We start from the raw sequence: 20,886 nt of genomic DNA, 5'->3' as shown, positions 1-20,886 counted from the left end.
GGTCGCGGTTGATCAGCCCGCCCCGGTCGAGCTCGCCGAGGATGGCCATGATGCCGCCGGCGCGATGCACGTCTTCCATGTGCACGTCGGACTTGGCCGGCGCCACCTTGCACAGCACCGGCACGCGGCGCGACAGCCGGTCGATGTCGTCCATCGTGAAGTCGATCCCGCCCTCATGCGCGGCGGCGAGGATGTGCAGCACCGTGTTGGTCGAGCCGCCCATGGCGATATCGAGCGCCATGGCGTTCTCGAACGCGGCTTTCGTGGCGATCGAGCGCGGCAGCACCGAGGCATCGTCCTGCTCGTACCAGCGCTTGGTGATGTCGACGATGAGGTGGCCGGCTTCCTGGAACAGGCGCTTGCGGTCCGAATGGGTGGCAAGGGTGGAGCCATTGCCGGGGAGCGACAGGCCGAGCGCTTCGGTGAGGCAGTTCATCGAATTGGCGGTGAACATGCCCGAGCAGGAGCCGCAAGTGGGGCAGGCGGCTTCCTCAACGGTGGCGATTTCGGCATCGGTATATTTATCGTCGGCGGCCATCACCATAGCGTCGACCAGGTCGAGAGCCTGCAGCTTGCCCTTGATCATGGCTTTGCCGGCTTCCATCGGGCCGCCGGAAACGAAGACCACGGGGATGTTGATGCGCATGGCGGCCATCAGCATGCCGGGGGTGATCTTGTCGCAATTGGAGATGCAGACCATGGCGTCGGCGCAGTGGGCGTTGACCATGTATTCGACGCTGTCGGCGATCAGGTCGCGCGACGGCAACGAATAGAGCATGCCGTCATGGCCCATGGCGATGCCGTCATCGACCGCGATGGTGTTGAATTCCTTGGCGACGCCGCCGGCCGCCTCGATCTCGCGGGCGACGAGCTGGCCGAGGTCCTTGAGGTGAACATGGCCGGGGACGAACTGGGTGAAGGAATTGACCACGGCGATGATCGGCTTGCCGAAATCGCCATCCTTCATGCCCGTCGCGCGCCACAGGCCGCGAGCGCCGGCCATGTTGCGGCCATGGGTGGTGGTGCGGGAGCGATAGGCTGGCATGGGACGTCCTCAAAGTGAAGGCCGCGTTGGGCGGTCGATGTTGGAAACAGGTTAGACCCATTCCAGAAACAGGGCAAGAAAAAAGCGTACCGTACCGTACGGTACTGTTGGAGGACTTGATTGGCTGTATTTCGGGAGCGGAGGGGAATGGGAGAGGCCACTGGGCCGGGAACCGCCACACGCTGATCTGGATGTCGCTTCTCCTTAGTCCTCGGAGACTGGCGCCATTGTGCGTTTCAACATCTCTATAGTCGCTGCGTCCGCCGGCAAAAATGTTTCGATGGCGAGTTCGGAGAGGGTGACGTCGAGGGGTGTGCCGAAGACCATTGTGGTGGAGAGGAAGGACATTATTCCAGCCGGGCTGCGCAGTTGCAGGGGGACGGCGATGGCGGTGGCGGGTTGGGCTGGGGTTGGCGTGCCGGCTGGGTAGTGGCGCAGTTCTTCGTAAAGGTCGGCGAGGACAGGGTCGGCGGTGTCGGTGATCTGGCGGGCCAGGCGATGCAGCAGGTGGGCCTTCCATTCGAACAGGTTGGCGATGCGCGGCGCGAGGCCCTGGGGATGCAGGCTGAGGCGGAGCACGTTGACGGGCGGTTCGAGCAGGAAGGGCGCGATGCCCTCGAGCAGCGGGGTTATGGCGGCATTGGCACGGACCAGGGTCCAGTGGCGGTCGATGGCGAGGGCGGGGAATGGCTGATGCGCTGCCAGGAGCGTTTCGAGCAGGTCCAGCGTGGGGCGGAGCGCGGCGTCGTCGAGCGGGCGCTCGGGGAAGATGGGAGCAAAGCCTGCGGCCAGCAGCCAGGCGTTGCGTTCGCGCAGCGGGATATCAAGCGTTTCGGCCAGCTTGAGCAGCATGGGGCGGCTGGGCTTTGAGCGGCCGGTTTCGATGAAGCTTAGATGGCGCGCGGAGATGTCGGCGTCGCTGGCCAGGTCGAGTTGGCTGAGCCGCCGGCGACGGCGCCAGTCATGCAGTTTTTCGCCGATGGAGCCCATGTCTGTCATGACGGCAGACTAGCAGAGCAGGGCGTCAATTCCATTACCTCAAAGGTAATTGGTTTGCGTCGCCAGCAGTGAAAAATGGCAGCCGTTCGATAATGAACGCAAACGGAGAAACTGCCATGACCGACGCCATGACCATCGCCAAGGCCTATTTGGCGACCTGGAACGAGACCGATGCCGGCCGCCGTGCCGCATTGATTGCGCAAAACTGGAGCCCCGCCACAACCTATGTCGATCCGCTGATGGCGGCGGATGGTCCCGAAGCTCTCAACGGCATGATCGGGGCCGTGCAGGAGCGGTTTGCCGGCTTCGTCTTTACGCTCCTGGGCAAGCCGGACGGCTTTGGCGATCATGTTCGCTTCAGCTGGGGCCTTGGCCTGCCGGATGGTGAAATCATCATTGAAGGGACCGACTTCGTGACGGTGCAGGGCGGGCTGATCGAAAAGGTCACCGGCTTTCTCGACAAGGTGCCTGCGGCCTGATGGTGCCAGGCAACCGCGGGGGTCATCCGCGCGGTTGCCCATAATCGAATTGAGCAGTCGTCAACTATTGGTGCCGATAATGCTGGCGGCGCTGGACCCGATGGCGAATGGCTGACGTTGCTTGCTGTGCGGGCGGGTCAATGTGCGCGGGCGGCGAGATTGAGGCCGAGATGACCAGCAAGACGAGCGAACCGCGCGATGGCTGGGCGAGCAAGCTCTGGAGATTTGTAGTGCGGCACCGGGTGAGCATTCTGGATCTGGGAATGCTCCTGGCGGTGATGCTGGTGCTGGCCTATGTGGCGTTCGAAGTGGATATTTTTGCCACCGAGGGGGCCGTCTCGGCGGCGCAGGAGACGGTGGAACTGGACGAGACCCTCATGCTGGGTGGCGTGCTGTCGATCGGGCTGCTGGCCTTCGCCATACGGCGCTATTTCGACCAGAAGCGCGAGATAGCGCGCCGGACCGTTGCTGAGCAGGAGGCGCGGGTGCTGGCCTATCAGGATCCGCTGACCGGATTGGCCAATCGGCGGCAATTCGAGGAAGCGCTCAATATCGCCATTGCGGCGCCGCCGGGCGCTGGCAAGGCGCATGCGGTGCTGATGCTCGATCTCAATGGCTTCAAGCAGGTCAACGATGTCTACGGCCACGGCGTGGGCGACGAGGTGTTGACCATTGTGGGGCAGCGCCTGTTGCGTGCGGCGCGGCAGGGCGACCTGGTGGCGCGGCTGGGTGGCGACGAATTCATTATCCTGGCGCAGCATCTGATCGGGGCCGAAGCGGCCGGCAGCATAGCGTTGCGCATCATTCAGGGGCTGGTGGAACCGGTCGCGACCGGCAGTACGCGCCATGCCATTGGCGCCGGCATCGGCGTATCGCTCATCCCCTCCGATGCCGGCAGCAAGGACGAGGCGATCCGCACCGCCGACGTGGCGCTTTATCGTGCCAAGGCCGAGCGGCGGTCGGCGTTCCGGTTTTTCGAGCCGGATATGGACCGGCTGGTGCATGAGCGCGAGCAATTGGAGCGCGACTTGCGCGCGGCGCTGGCGGCGGACCGGATCGTGGCGCAGTTCCGACCATCGCTGGGCCTGCGCAGCGGGCAGATCATCGGCTACGAGGCCATCCCGAGCTGGCAAGCTGACGATGGCAGCGCGGTTGCTCCAGAGCGGTTCATGGCGGTGGCCGAGGATACCGGGCTGATCCACGAGGTGGCAAGGCGGGTGCTGGAGCGGGCCTGCCACGCGGCGATGAGCTGGCCGCAGGATGTGACGCTATCGGTCGATATTTTTCCCGGCCAGTTGCAGGATCGCGAGCTGTGGAAATCGATGCTGGGGACGCTCGATGCGGTGGGATTCGATCCGCGCCGGCTGACCGTCGAGATTACCGAGGCGATGATCGTGCAAGATCTCGAAGCAGCCAAGCTGGCGCTGAGCCCGCTGCGCGATGCAGGGGTCAGCATCGCGCTGGACAATTTTGGCACCGGCTATTCGAGCCTTTATCACATGCAGGCGTTCAAGCTGGACAAGGTCAAGATCGACCGCAGTTTTTTGGAAAATATCGGCGACGCGGAAGCCGCCAAGGTGGTCAAGGCACTGGCCGGGCTAGGCCATGGGTTGGGACTAACGGTGAGTGCCGACAATATGGGCGGAGTGGACGGGGTGGCGATGCTGCTCGATTCTGGCATCGAGGAAGCCCAATCATCGGGCCGGCTGATGAGCGCGGACGAGGCGCGGGTCTATTGGCTGGGGCAGCCCGCGCCGCAGCGGCATCTGGCCTGAACTGCGGCTAGGCCGCGGCGGGGCGCTGCGCCATGACCATGTAGTTGATCGCCATGTCGCGTGACTTGCGCCAGTCGTCGGCCAGCGGGTGATAAACGACGCCGGTCTGGTCGGTGACCACAAGGCCATTGCGGGTGATCAATGCCTTGATCTCGTCGGGCGTGAGGAACTTGTTCCAGTCATGGGTGCCCTTGGGTAGCCAGCCCAGCACATATTCGGCGCCGATGATGGCGAAAGCCAAAGCGCGGGCGGTGCGGTTGAGCGTGGCGGTCAGCATCAGGCCGCCGGGGGCGACGAGATCGGCGCAGCTTTTCATGTAGAGCGGCACGTTATCGACGTGCTCGACGACTTCCATGTTGAGCACCATGTCGTATTTTTGCCCCTGGGCGGCGAGGGCTTCGCTGGTTGTGGCCTCGTAGGTGACGGCGACGCCCGATTGGGCGGCGTGCAGGGTGGCGATCTTGATGTTGCGCTCGGCGGCGTCGATGCCGGTGACAGTGGCGCCAAGGCGGGCCAGCGGCTCACACAGCAGGCCGCCGCCGCAGCCGACATCGAGAATGGTGAGGCCCTCAAGCGGGCGCATGACGCTGCCGTCACGGTGGAAATGGGCCAGCACATGCTCTCGGATATAGGCGAGGCGGACGGGATTGAACTTGTGGATCGGCTTGAACTTGCCCTTGGGGTCCCACCATTCCTGGGCCATCGCGGCGAATTTGGCGACTTCGGCATCATTAATGGTGGTGGCGGTCATGGACGGGCTCCGGGTTCGTGAGACAACGTTGGCTCGACGTCCACCGTTGCTTCCCGCGGACTTGATCCGCGGGTCTCTCGCCACACGGTATGGGCGGAGAGTGGCCCGCGGATCAAGTCCGCGGGAAGCGATTGTGGGTGGGGTGAGACGTGATGACACCCCACACGCCGCCAAGGGCAGGCATGTTGGATGTTGATCCTCCGCGCCCTTTGTGGCATGGCAGCGCCAACAACAAGCGTACCGCCGGGTTCGGTGGAAGTCCGGGGAAAAGATTGGCCCGTATCGTCGTCAAATTCGGTGGCACGTCAGTGGCGACCGTCGAGCGCATCCGTCAGTCGGCGCGCCATGTCAAACGCGAGGTCGAGGCCGGCAACGAGGTCTGCGTCGTCGTCTCGGCCATGAGTGGCAAGACCAATGAACTGGTGGGCTGGGTCAACGAGGCCAGCGCCTTCCACGATGCGCGCGAATATGACGCCGTGGTTGCCTCGGGCGAGCAGGTGACGGCCGGGCTGATGGCCATCGTTCTTTCAGAGATGGGTATCCAGTCGCGCTCGTTCGCTGGCTGGCAAGTACCGATCCGCACCGATGACGCGCATGGCGCGGCGCGGATCATGGACATCGACGGCACCGAACTCGACAAGCGGATGAAGGATGGCTGGGTGCCGGTGATCACCGGGTTCCAGGGTATTTCTCCACATAACCGCATCACGACGCTCGGGCGCGGCGGCTCGGACACGTCGGCGGTGGCGGTGGCGGCGGCGGTCAAGGCGGATCGTTGCGATATCTACACCGATGTTGACGGTGTTTACACCACGGACCCGCGCATCGTGCCCAAGGCGCAGCGGCTCTCCAAGATTTCCTTTGAGGAAATGCTGGAAATGGCCTCGCTCGGTGCCAAGGTGCTGATGATCCGCTCGGTGGAAATGGCGATGGCGCATAAGGTGCGGCTGCTGGTGCGCTCGAGCTTCGATGACCCGGACGCGCCGCAGCTGGCGCCAGACGGAACCCCTGGCGTGCCTGGCACTCTCGTGTGTGATGAGGATGAGATCATGGAAAAGCAGATCGTTTCGGGCGTGACCCTCGCCAAGGCGGAAGCCAAGATCACCCTGCGCGACGTCAAGGACAATCCGGGCGTGGCGGCGGCAATCTTTGGTGCGCTGGCGGACGAAGGCATCATCGTCGACATGATCGTGCAGAACATTGCCGACGATGGCGCCACCACCGACATCACCTTCACGGTGCCTGACAGCGAGTATGATAAGGCGATCAAGACGCTGCAGGCCGCCGGCACCGACAAGCGCATTGAATATGCTCGGATTTCGGGCAGCAAGGGTGGCGCAAAAATCTCGGTCGTGGGGGTGGGCATGCGCAGTCACGCCGGTGTCGCATCGTCCATGTTCAAGGCCTTGGCCGACAAGGGCATCAATATCCAGCTGATCACCACTTCGGAAATCAAGACCTCGGTTCTGATCGACGAGCAATATGCCGAGCTTGCGGTTCGCGCGCTCCATACGTATTACGGGTTGGATAGAAAAGACGCGTAGACTCGACTGAGGAACCGCTCAGCCGCGCCGCGCGAGGGGGGCGGCTTCGGCTGCCGATAGCATATGGCCACAAGCATAGGCGGCCCGCGCGTGCTGTTGCGGCAATTGCGCGAGACCATGGCGGAGCCGCTGGGAAGCCAGGCCCGCCTCGACAAGATCGTGGGCCTGATCGCCGACAATATGCGGGCCGATGTCTGCTCGTTCTATGTGCTGCGCGACGACGGCGCGCTGGAGCTGTTTGCCACCAAGGGGCTGGCCGCCGAATCGGTGCATATGACGACGCTGCGGCTGGGCGAGGGCCTGGTCGGCATCATCGCGGCGGAAGCCGAACCCCTGAGTCTCGATGACGCACCCAGCCATCCCGCTTTCGCCTATCGGCCCGAGACGGGGGAAGACCCCTATTCGGCATTCCTGGGCGTTCCGGTGCTGCGCGCCGGGCAGACGCTGGGCGTGCTGGTGGTGCAGAATACCGAGCGGCGCCATTATGGCGAAGACGAGATGGAGGCGATGCTGACTACGGCCACAATCCTGGCCGAGATGATCGCCACCTCGGACTTCGACAATCTGATCAAGCCCGGGTCCGATATCGACCTGAGGCGTCCGCGCATGTTTACCGGCGTCAGTTTTACCGATGGCATCGCGCTGGGCACCGTGGTGCTGCACGATCCGCGCGTGGTGGTCACCAATTTCATCGCCGAGGATACCGAGCAGGAAAAGTCGCGGCTGAACACGGCGCTGGAGCGCATGCGCGTCTCCATCGATGCCATGCTCGATCATGGCGACATGCAGCCGAGTTCCGACCATCGCGATATTCTGGAAACCTACCGCATGTTCGCCAATGATCGCGGCTGGGTGCACCGGCTGACCGAGGCGATCGAGAACGGGCTATCGGCCGAGGCCGCGGTGGAGCGGGTGCAGAACGATACCCGCGCGCGGATGATGCGCCAGACCGATCCCTATATTCGCGACCGGCTGCATGACCTGGACGATCTGGCCAACCGCCTGCTGCGGGTTCTGACCGGCGACCATCAGGGCATCGGGCGCAACCTGCCGGACAATGCGATTCTAGTGGCGCGCAATATCGGGCCGGCGGAACTGCTCGAATATGACCGTACCAAGCTGCGCGGCATCGTGCTGGAAGAGGGCGGGGCGACGGCGCATGTGGCCATCGTGGCGCGTTCGCTGGGCATGGTGGCGGTGGGCCGGGCGCAATCGATCGTCTCGATGTGCGAAAGCGGCGACGACATCATCATCGATGGCGCAGCGGGGCTGGTGCATTTGCGGCCGACGCCCGATATCGAGCAGGCCTATATCGACAAGGTCAAGGTTTCGGCCAAGCGGCGGGCGCATTATGCGGCGCTGAAAAATATTCCCTCGATCACCAAGGACGGGATTGAGATCACGCTGCTGCACAATTCCGGGCTGGTGGCGGACCTGCCCATGCTCGACGACACTGGGGCGGCGGGCGTTGGCCTGTTCCGCACCGAATTGCAGTTCATGATTGCCAGCAAGCTGCCGCGGCTGGGCGAGCAGATGGACCTTTATGCCGAGGCCATGGCCATCGCCAAGGACCGGCCGGTGGTGTTCCGCCTGCTCGATATCGGCGGCGACAAGGTGTTGCCCTATCTCCGCTCCGACAGCGAAGAGAACCCGGCTATGGGCTTCCGCTCGATCCGGCTGGGGCTGGATCGGCCGGGGCTGCTGCGCACGCAGATAAGGGCGCTGCTGATGGCGGCGAACGGGCGGCCGCTGAAAATCCTGGTGCCGATGGTGACCGAGACTTTCGAGTTCCGCCAGACCCGGATGGTGGTCAATAAGGAAGTGGACCGGCTGCGGCGGGCCGGCAAGGCCGTGCCGAGCAAGCTGGAACTGGGGGTGATGGTGGAAGTGCCATCGCTGTTGTTCGAGCTGGACCAGTTGTTGCCGGAAGCCGATTTCGTCTCGATCGGGTCCAATGACCTGGTGCAGTTCTTGACGGCATCGGACCGGGCCAATCCGCGGGTGGCCAAGAATTACGATCCGATCGGGCTGCCCCGGTTGCGGGCGATCCGGCATGTGGTGGACGCGGCGCGCAAGTATAATGTTCCGATCACCATGTGTGGAGAACTGGCGGGCAAGCCGGTCGACGCGCTGGCGCTGATGGCGGTCGGGATGACGCGCCTCAGCATGGGGCCGGCCTCGATCGGGCCGATCAAGGAACTGGTGCTGAACCTGGATCTGACGCCGATAAGGCAATCGGTGGCGGCAGCGCTCAGCGATGGGGCGAGCGGGGTGCCGATACGGGCACTGCTGCAGGAATGGATCGAGAAGCAGGGCTTGCCGATCTGATTTGCGTGATGCGGGTCTACAATGACTAGCTGGCCGGGCTCCACTCTTGGCAATCACCCCCTCCCGACCTCCCCCATCAAGGGGGAGGTGCCACTCCACTCCTTGAACTCAATTATGCCCCAGCTACCGGCAGACACCTCCCCCTTGATGGGGGAGGCTGGGAGGGGGTGATGAGAGCCCCGATCTTCGGCTTGCCCACCTACTGGACTTGAGTTCCGCCCCCGCGCCGCTTAAACGCTCGGTAAGAACCGGAAAGAACACGCATGGCACAACTTCCCCAGGACAAGCTCGACGCGCTTGAGACCCGTTTCCAATATGTGGAAGCGGCGCTGTCGGGTGGGGCGGGGCCGGAGGAGTTCGTCAAGTTCAGTAAGGAACATGCCGAGCTGGCGCCGATCGTCGGGGAAATCCGTGGCTACAACAAAGCGCTGAGCGATCGCGTCCAGGCCGAGGCGCTGCTCAAGGGCGGCGACAAGGAAATGGCCGAGATGGCCGAGGCCGAAATCGAGGAACTCGACGAGAAAATAGAGCGGCTCTATCAGGCGATCCGCGTATTGCTGCTGCCCAAGGATGAGGCCGACGAGAAGTCGATCATCCTCGAAATTCGCGGCGGCACTGGCGGCGACGAGGCGGCTTTGTTCGCGGGCGACCTGTTCCGCATGTATGAGCGCTATGCCGCCAACCATGGCTGGAAGGTTTCCATCATGGAAGAAAGCGCCGGTGAAATGGGCGGCTTCAAGGAAATCATCGCCAATGTGAGCGGCAAGGGCGTCTATGCGCGGATGAAGTTTGAGTCGGGCGTGCACCGCGTCCAACGGGTGCCGGCGACGGAAGGCTCAGGGCGGATTCACACGTCGGCGGCGACGGTGGCGGTGCTGCCCGAGGTCGAGGATATCGACATCGAAATCCGCAACGAAGATATCCGCATCGACACGATGCGGGCTTCGGGCGCGGGCGGACAGCACGTCAATACGACGGACTCCGCGGTGCGCATTACCCACATGCCGTCGGGGATCGTGGTGACATCGGCGATGAAGAGCCAGCACCAGAACCGGGCGCAGGCCATGCTGGTGTTGCGGGCGCGGCTCTACGAAATGCAGCGCGAGGAACGCGACAGTGCTCGTTCGGCGGAGCGCAAGGGGCAGGTGGGTTCGGGCGATCGGTCGGAGCGGATCAGGACCTATAATTTCCCGCAGGGGCGGGTGACTGACCACCGGATCAACTTAACGCTCTATAAGCTCGACAAGGTCATCGCCGGTGAAGCGCTGGACGAACTGATCGAGGCGCTGATCACCGAGCATCAGGCCGAGCAATTGGCCGATCTGGAAAACGCAAACTGAGCCAGAGCATCACCATAGGGGCGCTGTGGCGGCAGTGGCGCGATGTGCTGGGGCGGCTGGGATTTGACAGTGCGGCGCTGGACGCCAAGCGGCTCACGTCGTTTGCGCTGGGCCTGAGCGACCTCGAGATTGCGACACGCGAAGGCGAGGCGGTCGATGAGGCCGGGGCGCAGCGCGTGGTCGAGCTGTTGCAGCGGCGGCTGACCGGGGAGTCAGTGGCACGCATTGTCGGGGAGCGGGAATTTTATGGGCTGGCGTTCGGGCTGAACGCGGCGACGCTGGAGCCACGGCCGGAGACGGAGATGCTGGTTGACCTGGCGATCGCGGCGCTGCCGGGGGGCGGCAGGCTCCTGGATCTGGGGACCGGGACCGGGGCGATTGCGATTGCCGTGCTTGTCAATCGGCCGGATGCGACCGCGCTGGCGACGGATTTGAGTGCGGAGGCGCTGGCGGCGGCAAGCGGGAATGCGGCGCGGCATGGGGTTGAGGATAAAATCGCGTTTTTGCAAGGGTCTTGGTTCGAGCCTGTGGGGGCCTCCCCCCACCCTAACCCTCCCCTCAAGGGGGAGGGGACTCCATCGAGTTTGGGGCAGAGTAGTGGATTGAACGTGGAGCCAAAGCCCCTCCCCCTTGAGGGGAGAGGTTGGGGTGGGGGGAAGCCGCAGCCGGACACTGACCTGTTCGACCTCATCATCTCCAACCCGCCCTACATTACCTCAGCGGTGGTCGAGACGCTTGCCCCTGAAGTGCGCGACTTTGATCCCCGGCTGGCCCTTGATGGCGGCCCCGACGGCCTAGCGCCATATCGGATCATCGCCGCGGAGGCGGCGCGCTATCTGTCGCCGGGCGGCCGCGTGCTGGTGGAGATCGGCTATGACCAAGGGGCGGCAGTAACGGCGCTGTTTGTCGCTGCGGGGTTTGGCAATGTGGCGGTGCATCGGGACCTGGCGGGGCTTGATCGTGTGATCAGCGCGCACCATATCAACGGTATAACGCGCACAGCCCGGTGAACTGGAGCATTTTATGCTTGGAATGGCGGCGCGAACCATATAGCTTCACATTTGCTGTCAACGGCGCATCATGGGCGCCACGGTGATAGTCACCCGTTCATCTTAAAGGCTGCAAAGCGCAGCGCGGTCCCGGAAGTCCGGCCCACGCTGATGATGTCGGAATAAGTGGCATTGCCGCGCGACAGTTGACGGTCTTCATGAAGCCAGACTTTGCCAGATGATGGAGCCAGGGGCTCCGCCTGGCCTTTGGCCGACCTCGGCATTATGCCGGTCCGCCAGATGTGTGACGCTTAACTTTTTTGAGTTAGACAAAGCGACCAGATGAGACCCAACAGCCAAAATAACAATAATAACAGCAACAAAAACCGCTCGCGCGGCCGTAACGGTGGACGCAAGCACGTCAATCCGTTGTCGCGCAGCTTCGAGAGCAATGGCCCCGATGTGAAGGTGCGCGGTAACGCCCCCCATATTGCGGAGAAATATATGCAGCTCGCCCGCGACGCGCAGTCGAGCGGCGATTCGGTGATGGCGGAGAACTATCTCCAGCACGCCGAGCATTATTTCCGTATCGTTTCGGCGGCACAGCCCAATGCTACGCGCGAAGACGGCGACGATTTCGACGACGATATGCCCGAAATCAATTCGCGGTTTTCCTCGCCCCAGCCCGCTAGTCAGCAGAACGATAGCGACGAGGGCGGCGAGCAGCCGTACCAGCAGCAACAGCCGCAGCAGCAGAACAATGGCGGGGAACGCCAGGATCGTGGCGACCGGCAGGAGCGTCAGCCGCGTCCCGATCGGCCATCGGCCGAAGAGCGAGCCAAGGCCCAGCAATTGGCCCGCGAGCAGGCCGCCGCGGCCGCCGCCGAAGCCGCAGCCGCTCAGGCTGCAGCGCCGGTAGCTGAAGTTGCGCCGCTAGAAGCCGTTGCCGAAGGCGAAGTCGATGGTGAGCCGCGCAAGGTGCGCGAGCGCCGTCCGCGCCGTCGCCGTCCGGCGGGTGGCGATGTGGGTGATCCGGCTAATGAGCCACAGCCCGATGTCGGCGATTTGCCGGCGTTCATTACCGCTGGCGGGACGACCGCCGCGGAGTGATCCGGGAATACAAGATTTGAAAAGGCCGGGCAGCGATGTCCGGCTTTTTTGTTTTCTCACCTCTCCCTTGGGGGTAGAGGTCGACACGCAGTGTCGGGTGAGGGGCCTTTGCTGGATGAAGTGTGCGGGGAAGGCACCCTCACCCGGCTCGCAAGGGCGATCCGACCTCTCCCTCGAAGGGAGAGGTGGCGGTCCGGCCGACGCATTGGCGTGCCGGGGGGCGGGCGACCCTTTTCCTTTCCAATCCTCTCCCTATATCAGGAGCGTGATGGAGCAGCGCCGTTGAACGGGCGTTTCATCGAACGACGCTTCCGCCGTTGTGTTGGTGCCTTCGGGGCCGGGCAGCGGGCGAGACCAGGAGAGTTGAATGAACATTGAAAAATATACCGAGCGGGCGCGTGGCTTTATCCAAAGCGCGCAGACCGCTGCCCTCGGCAAGGGGCACCAGCAGTTTACGCCGCTGCATCTGCTGAAAGTTCTGCTCGATGACGAGCAGGGCATGGCCAATGGCCTGATCGAGCGCGCCGGGGGCAATCCCAAGACGGCGCGGGCTGGGGTCGAAGCGGCACTGAACAAATTGCCGAGCGTATCGGGCGATGGCTCGCAGCTGTATCTCAGCCGCGAACTGGCGCGGGTCTTCGACACCGCCGAAAGCGCGGCGCAGAAGGCCGGCGACTCGTTTGTCACCGTTGAGCGCCTGCTGCTGGCGCTGGTGATCGAGAAGGATACCGATGCCGGCAAGATCTTGTCTTTGGCCGGGGTGACTCCAGCGGGACTGAACACGGCGATCGAAGAAATCCGCAAGGGCCGGACGGCCGACAGCGCATCGGCGGAGAATTCCTATGACGCGCTCAAGAAATATTCCCGCGACCTGACGCAGGCGGTGCGCGAGGGTCGGCTCGATCCGGTGATCGGGCGCGACGAGGAAATCCGCCGCACCATTCAGGTGCTGAGCCGGCGCACCAAGAACAATCCGGTGCTGATCGGCGAGCCCGGCGTGGGCAAGACGGCGATCGCCGAAGGGCTCGCCATCCGCATCGTCAATGGCGACGTGCCGGAGAGCCTCAAGAACAAGTCGCTACTGTCGCTCGACATGGGTGCGCTGATCGCCGGCGCAAAATATCGCGGCGAGTTCGAGGAGCGGCTGAAGGCAGTGCTCAACGAGGTCACCTCCTCGGATGGGCAGATCATCCTGTTCATCGACGAGATGCATACGCTGGTGGGCGCCGGGAAATCCGAAGGGGCGATGGATGCATCGAACCTGTTGAAGCCGGCTCTCGCACGTGGCGAGTTGCACTGTGTCGGCGCGACGACGCTGGACGAATATCGCAAGCATGTGGAGAAGGACGCGGCTTTGGCCCGTCGTTTCCAGCCGGTGTTTGTCGATGAGCCCAGTGTCGAGGACACCATCTCGATCCTGCGCGGGCTCAAGGAAAAGTACGAGCTGCATCACGGCATCCGGATTTCGGATTCGGCGCTGGTGGCGGCGGCAACGCTGTCCAATCGCTACATTACCGACCGGTTCCTGCCCGACAAGGCCATCGACCTGATGGACGAGGCGGGCGCGCGGCTGCGGATGGCGGTGGACAGCAAGCCCGAGGCACTGGACGAGCTTGATCGGCGCATCATGCAGCTCAAGATCGAGCGCGAGGCGCTGCGCAAGGAAACCGACGACGCCTCCAAGACGCGGCTCGACCGGCTGGAGAGCGAGTTGGGTGGACTCGAAGAGCAGGCCCAATCGCTGTCGACCAAGTGGCACGCCGAAAAGGACCGGTTGCAGGGCAGCCAGAAGCTCAAGGAAGCGCTGGATGCCGCCCGCAGCCAGCTCGAAATCGCACAGCGGACGGGCGACCTGGCCAAGGCTGGCGAGCTGGCCTATGGCGTCATCCCCGGCCTAGAAAAGCAGATCAAGGGTGCTGAAGACGCCAATGGCGACGGCGTCGTCGATCCGCTGATGGCCGAGGAAGTCGTCACGCCCAGCCACATTGCGCAGGTCGTTTCCCGCTGGACCGGCATTCCGGTGGACCGGATGCTGGAAGGTGAGCGCGAAAAGCTGCTCAAGATGGAAGAGGCGCTGGGCGCGCGGGTGATCGGGCAGGCCGAAGCCGTGGCCGCGGTCGCCAAGGCCGTGCGGCGGGCGCGGGCCGGATTGCAGGACCCGAACCGGCCGATCGGCTCGTTCATGTTCCTGGGGCCAACCGGCGTTGGCAAGACCGAACTGACCAAGGCGCTGGCGCAGTTTCTGTTCGATGACGAGACCGCCATGGTGCGCATCGACATGAGCGAGTTCATGGAGAAGCACTCGGTGGCCCGGCTGATCGGGGCGCCTCCGGGCTATGTGGGCTATGACGAAGGTGGCGTTCTGACTGAAGCGGTGCGGCGGCGGCCTTATCAGGTGATCCTGTTCGACGAAATCGAAAAGGCGCATCCCGATGTGTTCAACGTGCTGCTGCAGGTGCTCGATGAAGGCCGGCTCACCGATGGGCAGGGCCGGACGGTGGATTTCCGCAATACGGTGATCATCCTGACCTCCAATCTCGGGGCCGAATACCTGGTCGAGCTTAAGGACGGGGACTCGGTGGAGCTGGTGCGCGGTAAGGTGCTGGACATGGTCAAAACCGCGTTCCGCCCCGAATTCCTCAACCGGCTCGACGAAATCCTGTTGTTCCACCGGCTGGGCCGCGAGCATATGGGCGCCATCGTCGATATCCAGTTCAAACGGCTGGAGAGCCTGCTCAAGGACCGCGACATCAAGCTGACGCTGACGCCGCGTGCCCGCGATTGGCTGGCGAACGAAGGCTACGATCCGGCCTATGGCGCCCGTCCGCTGAAGCGGGTGATCCAGCGCTCTGTGCAGGACGGTTTGGCCGACGAGATTCTGAGCAGTCGTATCGCCGATGGCGATCAGGTGCTGATCGAGGCCGGCGAGGACGGGCTGGTGCTGTTGCCCGGCATGGCGCCGGCAAGCGACGCCGCCGCATAAAGTCGATTGGAAGGCCGGGTGAAACCCGGCCTTTTTGTTCTAGCCGATGAAATTGGGCAAGATCAGCTCGCGCCAAATCCATTCGGGGCCCTGCTCGCCGCCCGGCGTATCATAGAGACCGGCCAGGATGACGCAGGCAACGCCGGCTCCGGGCAGCACGAACAGGCGCTGACCGCCATTGCCATAGCCGGCAACGCTGGGCGTGCTACCCGGAAAGGCCGGCGGCGTCGCGCGGCCTAAATACCAGAGATAGCCGTAGGCCTGGCCCCAGACCGTATCCGTCCGGCGGGTCCAGCTTTGCGTGAGCCAGGACGATGGCACGATCTGGCCGCCTTCATGCCGGCCGCCATTGGCCAGCATGGACCCGATGCGCAGCAGGTCGAGGGCCCCGAGCCGCAGCCCGGCCGCGGCCGAATAGACGCCGTCGACTCCCGCAAACCATTCGCTTCGGTGGATGCCGAGCGGCCGAAACAGCGCGTCACGAGCGAAATCGGGCAGGCTTTGGCCGCAGCCGCGCTCGATCAGCGCGCCGATCAGGGCGACCGCGCCGCCTGAGTAAATCCAGCTTGTGCCGGGCGCGGCCACGATGGCCCGGTCGAGGGTGAAGCGGTAGCGATCCGCCGCCATCTCCATGGCGATTTCGGAATTGCGCGGATCGGTATAGGGCAGCGACTCGTCCCAATCGAGCCCCATTGTCATCGACAGAGCTTGGGCAACCGTGAGCCGGCGTCGGTTCGGATCGGCAAGATCTGCATATTCGGGGAAGGCGTCGACCAGTGGCGCATCAAGGCCGGGAACAAGGCCACGCTCAAGGGCGATGCCATACAGCAGGCCGACGATGCTTTTCGTCACCGAACGCAGGTCGTGCAGCGTGGTGCCGGTAAAGTCGATGCGGCCGATGGAATCGTAGCCGATCTGCTGGTCCTCGCCGACGAAATAGCGATCGAGCAACAACCTGCCGTGCCGGGCGAGAACAATGGCGTGTACGGGCGGCAGCTGTCCGGCGGCGACCAGCGCTTCGAGCTTGTGGGCGAGGTCGGGGGCGAATCCCGCGTCTTCCGGCACAGCGTGCCCCCATGCTGAGGTCATGAGGCTCTCCTTTAGTTCCGCTTGAAGCAGATCGACATTTGGCGAGATGTGGAAGGCTGAATCGTTGCCGGACCGGGTTGCCAGTCGCAGGCTCCTAGGCTAGAACAAAGACGGAACATAGAGGTGAAAAATGGCGGACAAGATTGACTATATCGAGTTCCCCTCGAGCAATCGGGCGGTAACCAGCGCATTCTTCCAGGCGGCCTTCGGCTGGGGCATTACCAGCTATGGACCCGATTATGACGGCTTGAACGACGCCGGCATCGACGGCGGGGTCGATCAATCGGCCGGTAAGGTCGCGGCCACGACGGCGATCCTGCGGACCGATGACCTGGATGGCGCGGAACAGCGGGTGATCGCAGCGGGCGGCGTGATCACGCAACCGCAATTCGATTTCCCCGGCGGGCGGCGGTTTCATTTCCGCGAGCCGGGCGGGAACGAGCTGGCGGTTTACGTGGCGCGGGAATAGGGCTGGCGGCATCATCGGCAGCGGCCGATGATTGCCTATCGACTCGAGGACCCACCATGACACAAGCCAGCGAACCCATTTCAGACAATACCGCGATGGCGACGACGCCCGCGGAGCGGCGGTTCGTGCTGATCGCGGCGATCCTGGCCTCGAGCATGGGGTTTATCGATGGTTCGGTGATCTCGATCGCCATTCCGGCTATCCGAGCCGATCTGGGCGCGACGCTGGCAGATGCGCAGTGGATTTCCAACGGCTACCTGCTGTTCCTGTCGTCGCTGATCCTGTTGGGTGGCGCAGCGGGCGACCGGTTCGGCCTGCGCAAGATGTTCGGCCTGGGCATTGTGGTGTTCGTGCTGGCGTCGATGGTGGTCGCGTTTTCGCCGACGCCGCTGGTGCTGGTGATTGCACGCGCGGTGCAGGGCGCCGGGGCCGCCTTCATGGTGCCGGGGAGTCTGGCGATCATCGCCAAGGCCTATCCGCGCGACGAACGCGGCAAGGCGATCGGTATCTGGGCGGCGGCTTCGTCGCTGACGTCGATCGGCGGGCCGATCATTGGCGGCTTCGTGCTGACCTGGTTTGGGCAAGCAAGCTGGCGGCTGATTTTCGCCATCAACCTGCCGCTGGGCGCGGCGGCGCTGGCGCTATTGTGGTTCAAAGTGCGGGCGGACCGGCCCGAGGCGGGCCGGAAGCTTGACGTCGTGGGAGCGGTCCTGGCGACCTTGGCGTTGATGCTGATCGCTTTCGGGCTGACGGGAAGCGGCAGCGAAAGCACGCCGCCGCTGAGCCATATTGCGCTTTATGCCGGTGGCGGCCTTGTGGTTGCGGTGCTGTTCCTGGTCTGGGAGGCGCGGACCAGAACCCCCATGCTGCCATTGCGGCTATTCGCCATCAAGGCATTTTCGGGCGCCAATGCGCTGACCTTCGCGCTCTATTTCGCGCTGGGCGGCACGATGTTCTTCCTGCCGATGACGCTGATCGCCGGCTGGGGCGTGTCCCCCGCCGAGGTGGCGCTGGCACTGCTGCCGCTGGGGATCCTCTAGAACATATTGTACTCGTTCAGCGGCATGATGGCGGACCGGTTCGGGCCGGCGCCGCTGATCGCGGTGGGCTCAATCCTGGTGGCAGTCGCATTCGGCTTGCTGGGCCTGACGGCCCCGCTGCACAATGTGTGGTTTGCCGTCATGCCCTGCATCGTGCTGCTCGGCCTGGGCATGGGACTGGTGGTGTCGCCGCTGTCGACGGCGGTGATGACCTCTGTCACCGATAGCGACACCGGTGTGGCGTCGGGCGTCAACAATGCGGTGGCGCGTGTCGCGGGATTGATGGCGGTGGCCCTGCTCGGCGTTGTGGTGGCCTCGGTGTTCGAGCAAGCGCTGGGGAGCGCTGCGGAACTGCCGATCTTTTTCGGCATGGCCGCGCCGGGATTGAGCCCGAGCGAGGAAGCGGCGCGGCTAACGGCAACTGACGCCGCCTTTGCCAGCGTCACCTATGTGACCGCGGTACTCAGCCTCGTCTCGGCGGCGATCGCGTGGTGGACGTTGGAGCGCAAACCGGTAAAGCGGGCGGGAAGTCCCGCCACCCCCTAATTCGCCGCCGCAACATTCACCTTGGCGGGGTCGCGCGACATCAGTTCGTTGATCTGGGCGATCACCTGGTGGAACTGGTTCTGGTATTGCGGCGGCATGGTGTTTTCGCGCGGTAGCTTGACGCTCAGCGGATCGACCAGGTTGCCGTTGATCTTCATTTCGAAATGCAGATGCGGGCCGGTGGCATAGCCGGTTTCGCCAACATAGCCGATCAACTGTCCCTGGCGCACGCGAGTGCCGACATCGATGCCGGGTTCGTACCGGCTCATATGGGCATAGGCCGTCTCGAAACCATTGACGTGCTTGATTTCGATCTTGTTGCCATAGCCCGATTCCCAACCATGATATTCCACGACGCCATCGCCGGCGGCATAGATCGGCGTACCGCTCTTGGCAGCCAGATCGACGCCGGTATGCAGCTTGCGGGTGTGGAAAATGGGGTGAATGCGGTAACCGAAGCGCGAGCGCAGCGTGCCGCCGCCTTGCAGCGGACGGCGATTGAGGAAGCGTTTGCCGGTTTCGCCCTCGGGATCGTAATAGTCGACGGTGCCGTCGGCAGTCGCAAAGCGGTAGAGTTGCCGCGTGGTCTGTCCCAGGGTAATGCCGACATAGAGCAGGCCCGTTTTGCCATTGGCATCGGCGGGCGTCTCGAGCACTTCGATACTGTCGCCGGCGACGACCTTTTTGGTCATGTCGATGTCATAGGCAAACATGCCGATGATGCGCTCGATGGTGGCATCGTCCAAGTCGTGCTTGCGGCCGGTCTCCCAGATCGAGCGGTAAATGGTGGGCAGGTTGGCGACGTTGATTTCCTCGGTGTCTTCATCGGGGAAGGTGATCGCCGGCGGCTCGAGGCCCAGCACATATTGGCCATTGTCAGTCAGCGCGACCGTGGCCTTGTGCTTGTCGGTATTGGTGGCGTCGTCATGCATATAGACGCTGAGACGATAGGGAATGAGGCTGTCGGAACTGCGCGACGGGCCGAACAGGATGCGCAGGCGCGTGCTTGCGGGCAGATTGGTGGTGGGCAGCACGTTGTGCAGATTGGTCTCGATCGCCGTGATCATTGGCGCCGTAAAGCCGTTCTTGGTCAGAACCTCGTCGATCGGTGTGGTCTCGCGAATGGTCAGGATGCGCTCGGCACGGCCGAGGCCGGCCTGCTCGGCGTCGACGGTGCGCGGCACCACGGTGACATTTTCGGCAACGCCACCCAGCGTATCGCCACCGACCACGCCGAGATCGCGAATGGTCGGACCCAGCGCCGCATAGGCCAGGGTCGGAGTATCAAAGCCGGATTCCGAATAGGCGCTTTCCACCGTGTCGCGCACGAAGGCGGCGGCGGACTGGTCGGAAATCACCTTGGCGGGCACGAAGGTCATTGGCATGGCGGCCAGCCGAACGGCGACTTCGCCCTCGACCTCGGCGCCATAGATATCGGTATTGACCTCGGGCGCCGCGGTATTGGTTTCGGGCGCCGTGGCGGTGAGAATGGCGACCGGGTCATAGGCCGGTGCATCTTCGGACAGCGAGGTGGCCGCGGTGGCCAGCGTCGCCTTGATACGCACGAAGGGCTGGTTGCGGATCATGTCGCGACCGTCGACGGTTTCGCGGATGGACGCCTCGATGACTTCGAGGTCCGACCGTGTGGCGGCGACAGGGCGCGAGCGCGAGGATTTTGCCGACAGATCGGTGGGGGCCTGGATCTCGGCCTTGGGCCGGGCGAGCTGCAAAGCCTCGTAGGCGGTGGAGAATGTATCCTGGCCTTGAAACGATACGTAAAGCGCGGCGCCCATTAGCAGCACGGAGGTGAGGCCGGTCATGACGGTGCCGGTGAGCCAGGCAAAGCTCAGCTCGCGGCCATGGGGGATTTCGCCATCGGTCGATTGGACTGTGAGGGGGGGACAATCTTCGTATCCCGTGGCCTTCAGCAGTGCCGCATGGCGATTTCGTTGCGTTGCGTTCAACGCCCAATCCTTAGAACTGTCACGGTCGTTCCCCGAGGGCCGGTCTGACGCCGGTCTGCATAGAAGCAAGTTCACGCGCGTATCCGCAGGAGTCTTATACGCGCAGTTGGGTGATCTGCAAGAAATGCGGCGATATTAGGCCCCAGGGCGTTTGAGGGGCGATTGGATAGGGGCAAGCAATCGGCCCAAGAGAGGTAAAGGGTTGAACCGTCTGCAAACAAAACCATATCGGGGGAGTTCGCGCTGTAAGGCCCGCAACCAATGGCCTCTCGTGGGAGTTATCCACACGGGCGAATCCGTGTTTTTCCGAAAAAGTCAGTTTTGTCATTTTCCGGGCTTTACAGGTCAAACACCTGCCCCTATAACCCGGCTCATCGCTGGAGACCGCGGCGCCGCAAGGCCCGCAGCGACCGGCAAGCTTCTGAAGTTGCTAAG

16 protein-coding genes are annotated in these 20,886 nt (G+C 63.6%); 11 read left to right on the top strand and 5 right to left on the bottom strand.

The genetic code is table 11. The features are described from left to right. On the bottom strand, positions 1-1,045 hold a 1,045-nt coding region (gene ilvD, locus JWP26_RS18795), incomplete at its 3' end, for a dihydroxy-acid dehydratase (RefSeq protein ID WP_299731382.1). A gap of 204 nt (positions 1,046-1,249) precedes the next feature. Then, positions 1,250-2,044: a helix-turn-helix transcriptional regulator gene (locus tag JWP26_RS18790; protein WP_299731379.1), complete on the bottom strand. Its 795-nt coding sequence runs from the start codon at positions 2,042-2,044 to the stop codon at positions 1,250-1,252. 116 nt (positions 2,045-2,160) lie between these two features. Between JWP26_RS18790 and JWP26_RS18785 the strand changes: the two genes are divergently transcribed. Together JWP26_RS18785 and JWP26_RS18780 are read left to right on the top strand one after the other, a co-directional pair. Next, complete coding sequence (locus JWP26_RS18785; RefSeq protein ID WP_299731376.1) at positions 2,161-2,523, top strand: nuclear transport factor 2 family protein; 363 nt, start codon at positions 2,161-2,163, stop codon at positions 2,521-2,523. A 170-nt stretch (positions 2,524-2,693) separates the two neighbouring features. Continuing rightward, positions 2,694-4,298: an EAL domain-containing protein gene (locus tag JWP26_RS18780; RefSeq protein ID WP_299731373.1), complete on the top strand. Its 1,605-nt coding sequence runs from the start codon at positions 2,694-2,696 to the stop codon at positions 4,296-4,298. Between the two features lie 7 nt (positions 4,299-4,305). On the opposite strand, the gene ubiG is transcribed toward JWP26_RS18780, so the two are convergent. Beyond that, positions 4,306-5,049 (bottom strand): bifunctional 2-polyprenyl-6-hydroxyphenol methylase/3-demethylubiquinol 3-O-methyltransferase UbiG, encoded by a 744-nt coding sequence (gene ubiG, locus JWP26_RS18775; protein WP_299731370.1) that lies wholly within the window; start codon positions 5,047-5,049, stop codon positions 4,306-4,308. A 272-nt stretch (positions 5,050-5,321) separates the two neighbouring features. Between ubiG and JWP26_RS18770 the strand changes: the two genes are divergently transcribed. The 6 genes from JWP26_RS18770 (at position 5,322) to clpB (ending at position 15,343) form a co-directional block, all read left to right on the top strand. Continuing rightward, positions 5,322-6,593 carry an aspartate kinase gene (locus tag JWP26_RS18770; RefSeq protein ID WP_299731367.1) on the top strand — a complete coding sequence of 424 codons (1,272 nt, stop codon included), beginning with the start codon at positions 5,322-5,324 and terminating at the stop codon, positions 6,591-6,593. 63 nt (positions 6,594-6,656) lie between these two features. Then, a complete protein-coding gene (gene ptsP / locus JWP26_RS18765) occupies positions 6,657-8,921 on the top strand; it encodes a phosphoenolpyruvate--protein phosphotransferase (protein ID WP_299731364.1) in 2,265 nt (754 codons plus the stop codon). A gap of 263 nt (positions 8,922-9,184) precedes the next feature. Then, entirely contained in the window at positions 9,185-10,261 is a 1,077-nt protein-coding gene (prfA, locus tag JWP26_RS18760; protein WP_299731361.1) for a peptide chain release factor 1, read from the top strand. Beyond that, positions 10,234-11,271, top strand: coding sequence for a class I SAM-dependent methyltransferase (locus tag JWP26_RS18755; protein WP_367184172.1), 1,038 nt, complete (start codon positions 10,234-10,236; stop codon positions 11,269-11,271). Before prfA ends, JWP26_RS18755 begins: the two co-directional genes overlap by 28 nt. A 321-nt stretch (positions 11,272-11,592) precedes the next feature. Beyond that, the gene (locus JWP26_RS18750; RefSeq protein WP_299731358.1) at positions 11,593-12,360 is read left to right on the top strand and encodes a DUF4167 domain-containing protein; all 768 of its coding nucleotides are present in this window, start codon (positions 11,593-11,595) and stop codon (positions 12,358-12,360) included. 367 nt (positions 12,361-12,727) lie between these two features. Next, positions 12,728-15,343, top strand: coding sequence for an ATP-dependent chaperone ClpB (gene clpB / locus JWP26_RS18745; protein WP_299731355.1), 2,616 nt, complete (start codon positions 12,728-12,730; stop codon positions 15,341-15,343). Between the two features lie 39 nt (positions 15,344-15,382). Here clpB and JWP26_RS18740 read toward each other — a convergent pair whose 3' ends face one another. Continuing rightward, positions 15,383-16,432, bottom strand: a complete 1,050-nt coding sequence (locus tag JWP26_RS18740; protein WP_299731352.1) for a serine hydrolase — start codon at positions 16,430-16,432, stop codon at positions 15,383-15,385. A 130-nt stretch (positions 16,433-16,562) separates the two neighbouring features. On the opposite strand from JWP26_RS18740, the gene JWP26_RS18735 reads away from it, so the two are divergent. Genes JWP26_RS18735 through JWP26_RS18725 form a run of 3 tightly spaced genes read left to right on the top strand, consistent with a single transcriptional unit; the run spans position 16,563 to position 18,487 of the window. Then, positions 16,563-16,901 (top strand): VOC family protein, encoded by a 339-nt coding sequence (locus JWP26_RS18735; RefSeq protein ID WP_299731349.1) that lies wholly within the window; start codon positions 16,563-16,565, stop codon positions 16,899-16,901. Positions 16,902-16,957: 56 nt separating this feature from the next. Then, positions 16,958-17,941, top strand: coding sequence for an MFS transporter (locus tag JWP26_RS18730; RefSeq protein ID WP_299731346.1), 984 nt, complete (start codon positions 16,958-16,960; stop codon positions 17,939-17,941). 6 nt (positions 17,942-17,947) lie between these two features. After that, complete coding sequence (locus tag JWP26_RS18725; protein ID WP_299731343.1) at positions 17,948-18,487, top strand: MFS transporter; 540 nt, start codon at positions 17,948-17,950, stop codon at positions 18,485-18,487. Here JWP26_RS18725 and JWP26_RS18720 read toward each other — a convergent pair. Next, positions 18,484-20,451: a M23 family metallopeptidase gene (locus JWP26_RS18720; RefSeq protein ID WP_299731340.1), complete on the bottom strand. Its 1,968-nt coding sequence runs from the start codon at positions 20,449-20,451 to the stop codon at positions 18,484-18,486. The two genes, JWP26_RS18725 and JWP26_RS18720, sit on opposite strands and share 4 nt — an antisense overlap. Positions 20,452-20,886 lie beyond the last annotated feature (435 nt).

The organism is Devosia sp. (assembly GCF_028290435.1).
Lineage (GTDB): Bacteria > Pseudomonadota > Alphaproteobacteria > Rhizobiales > Devosiaceae > Devosia.
Note: the sequence above shows the minus strand (reverse complement) of the source record. Positions and strands in the feature narration are given on the sequence as shown.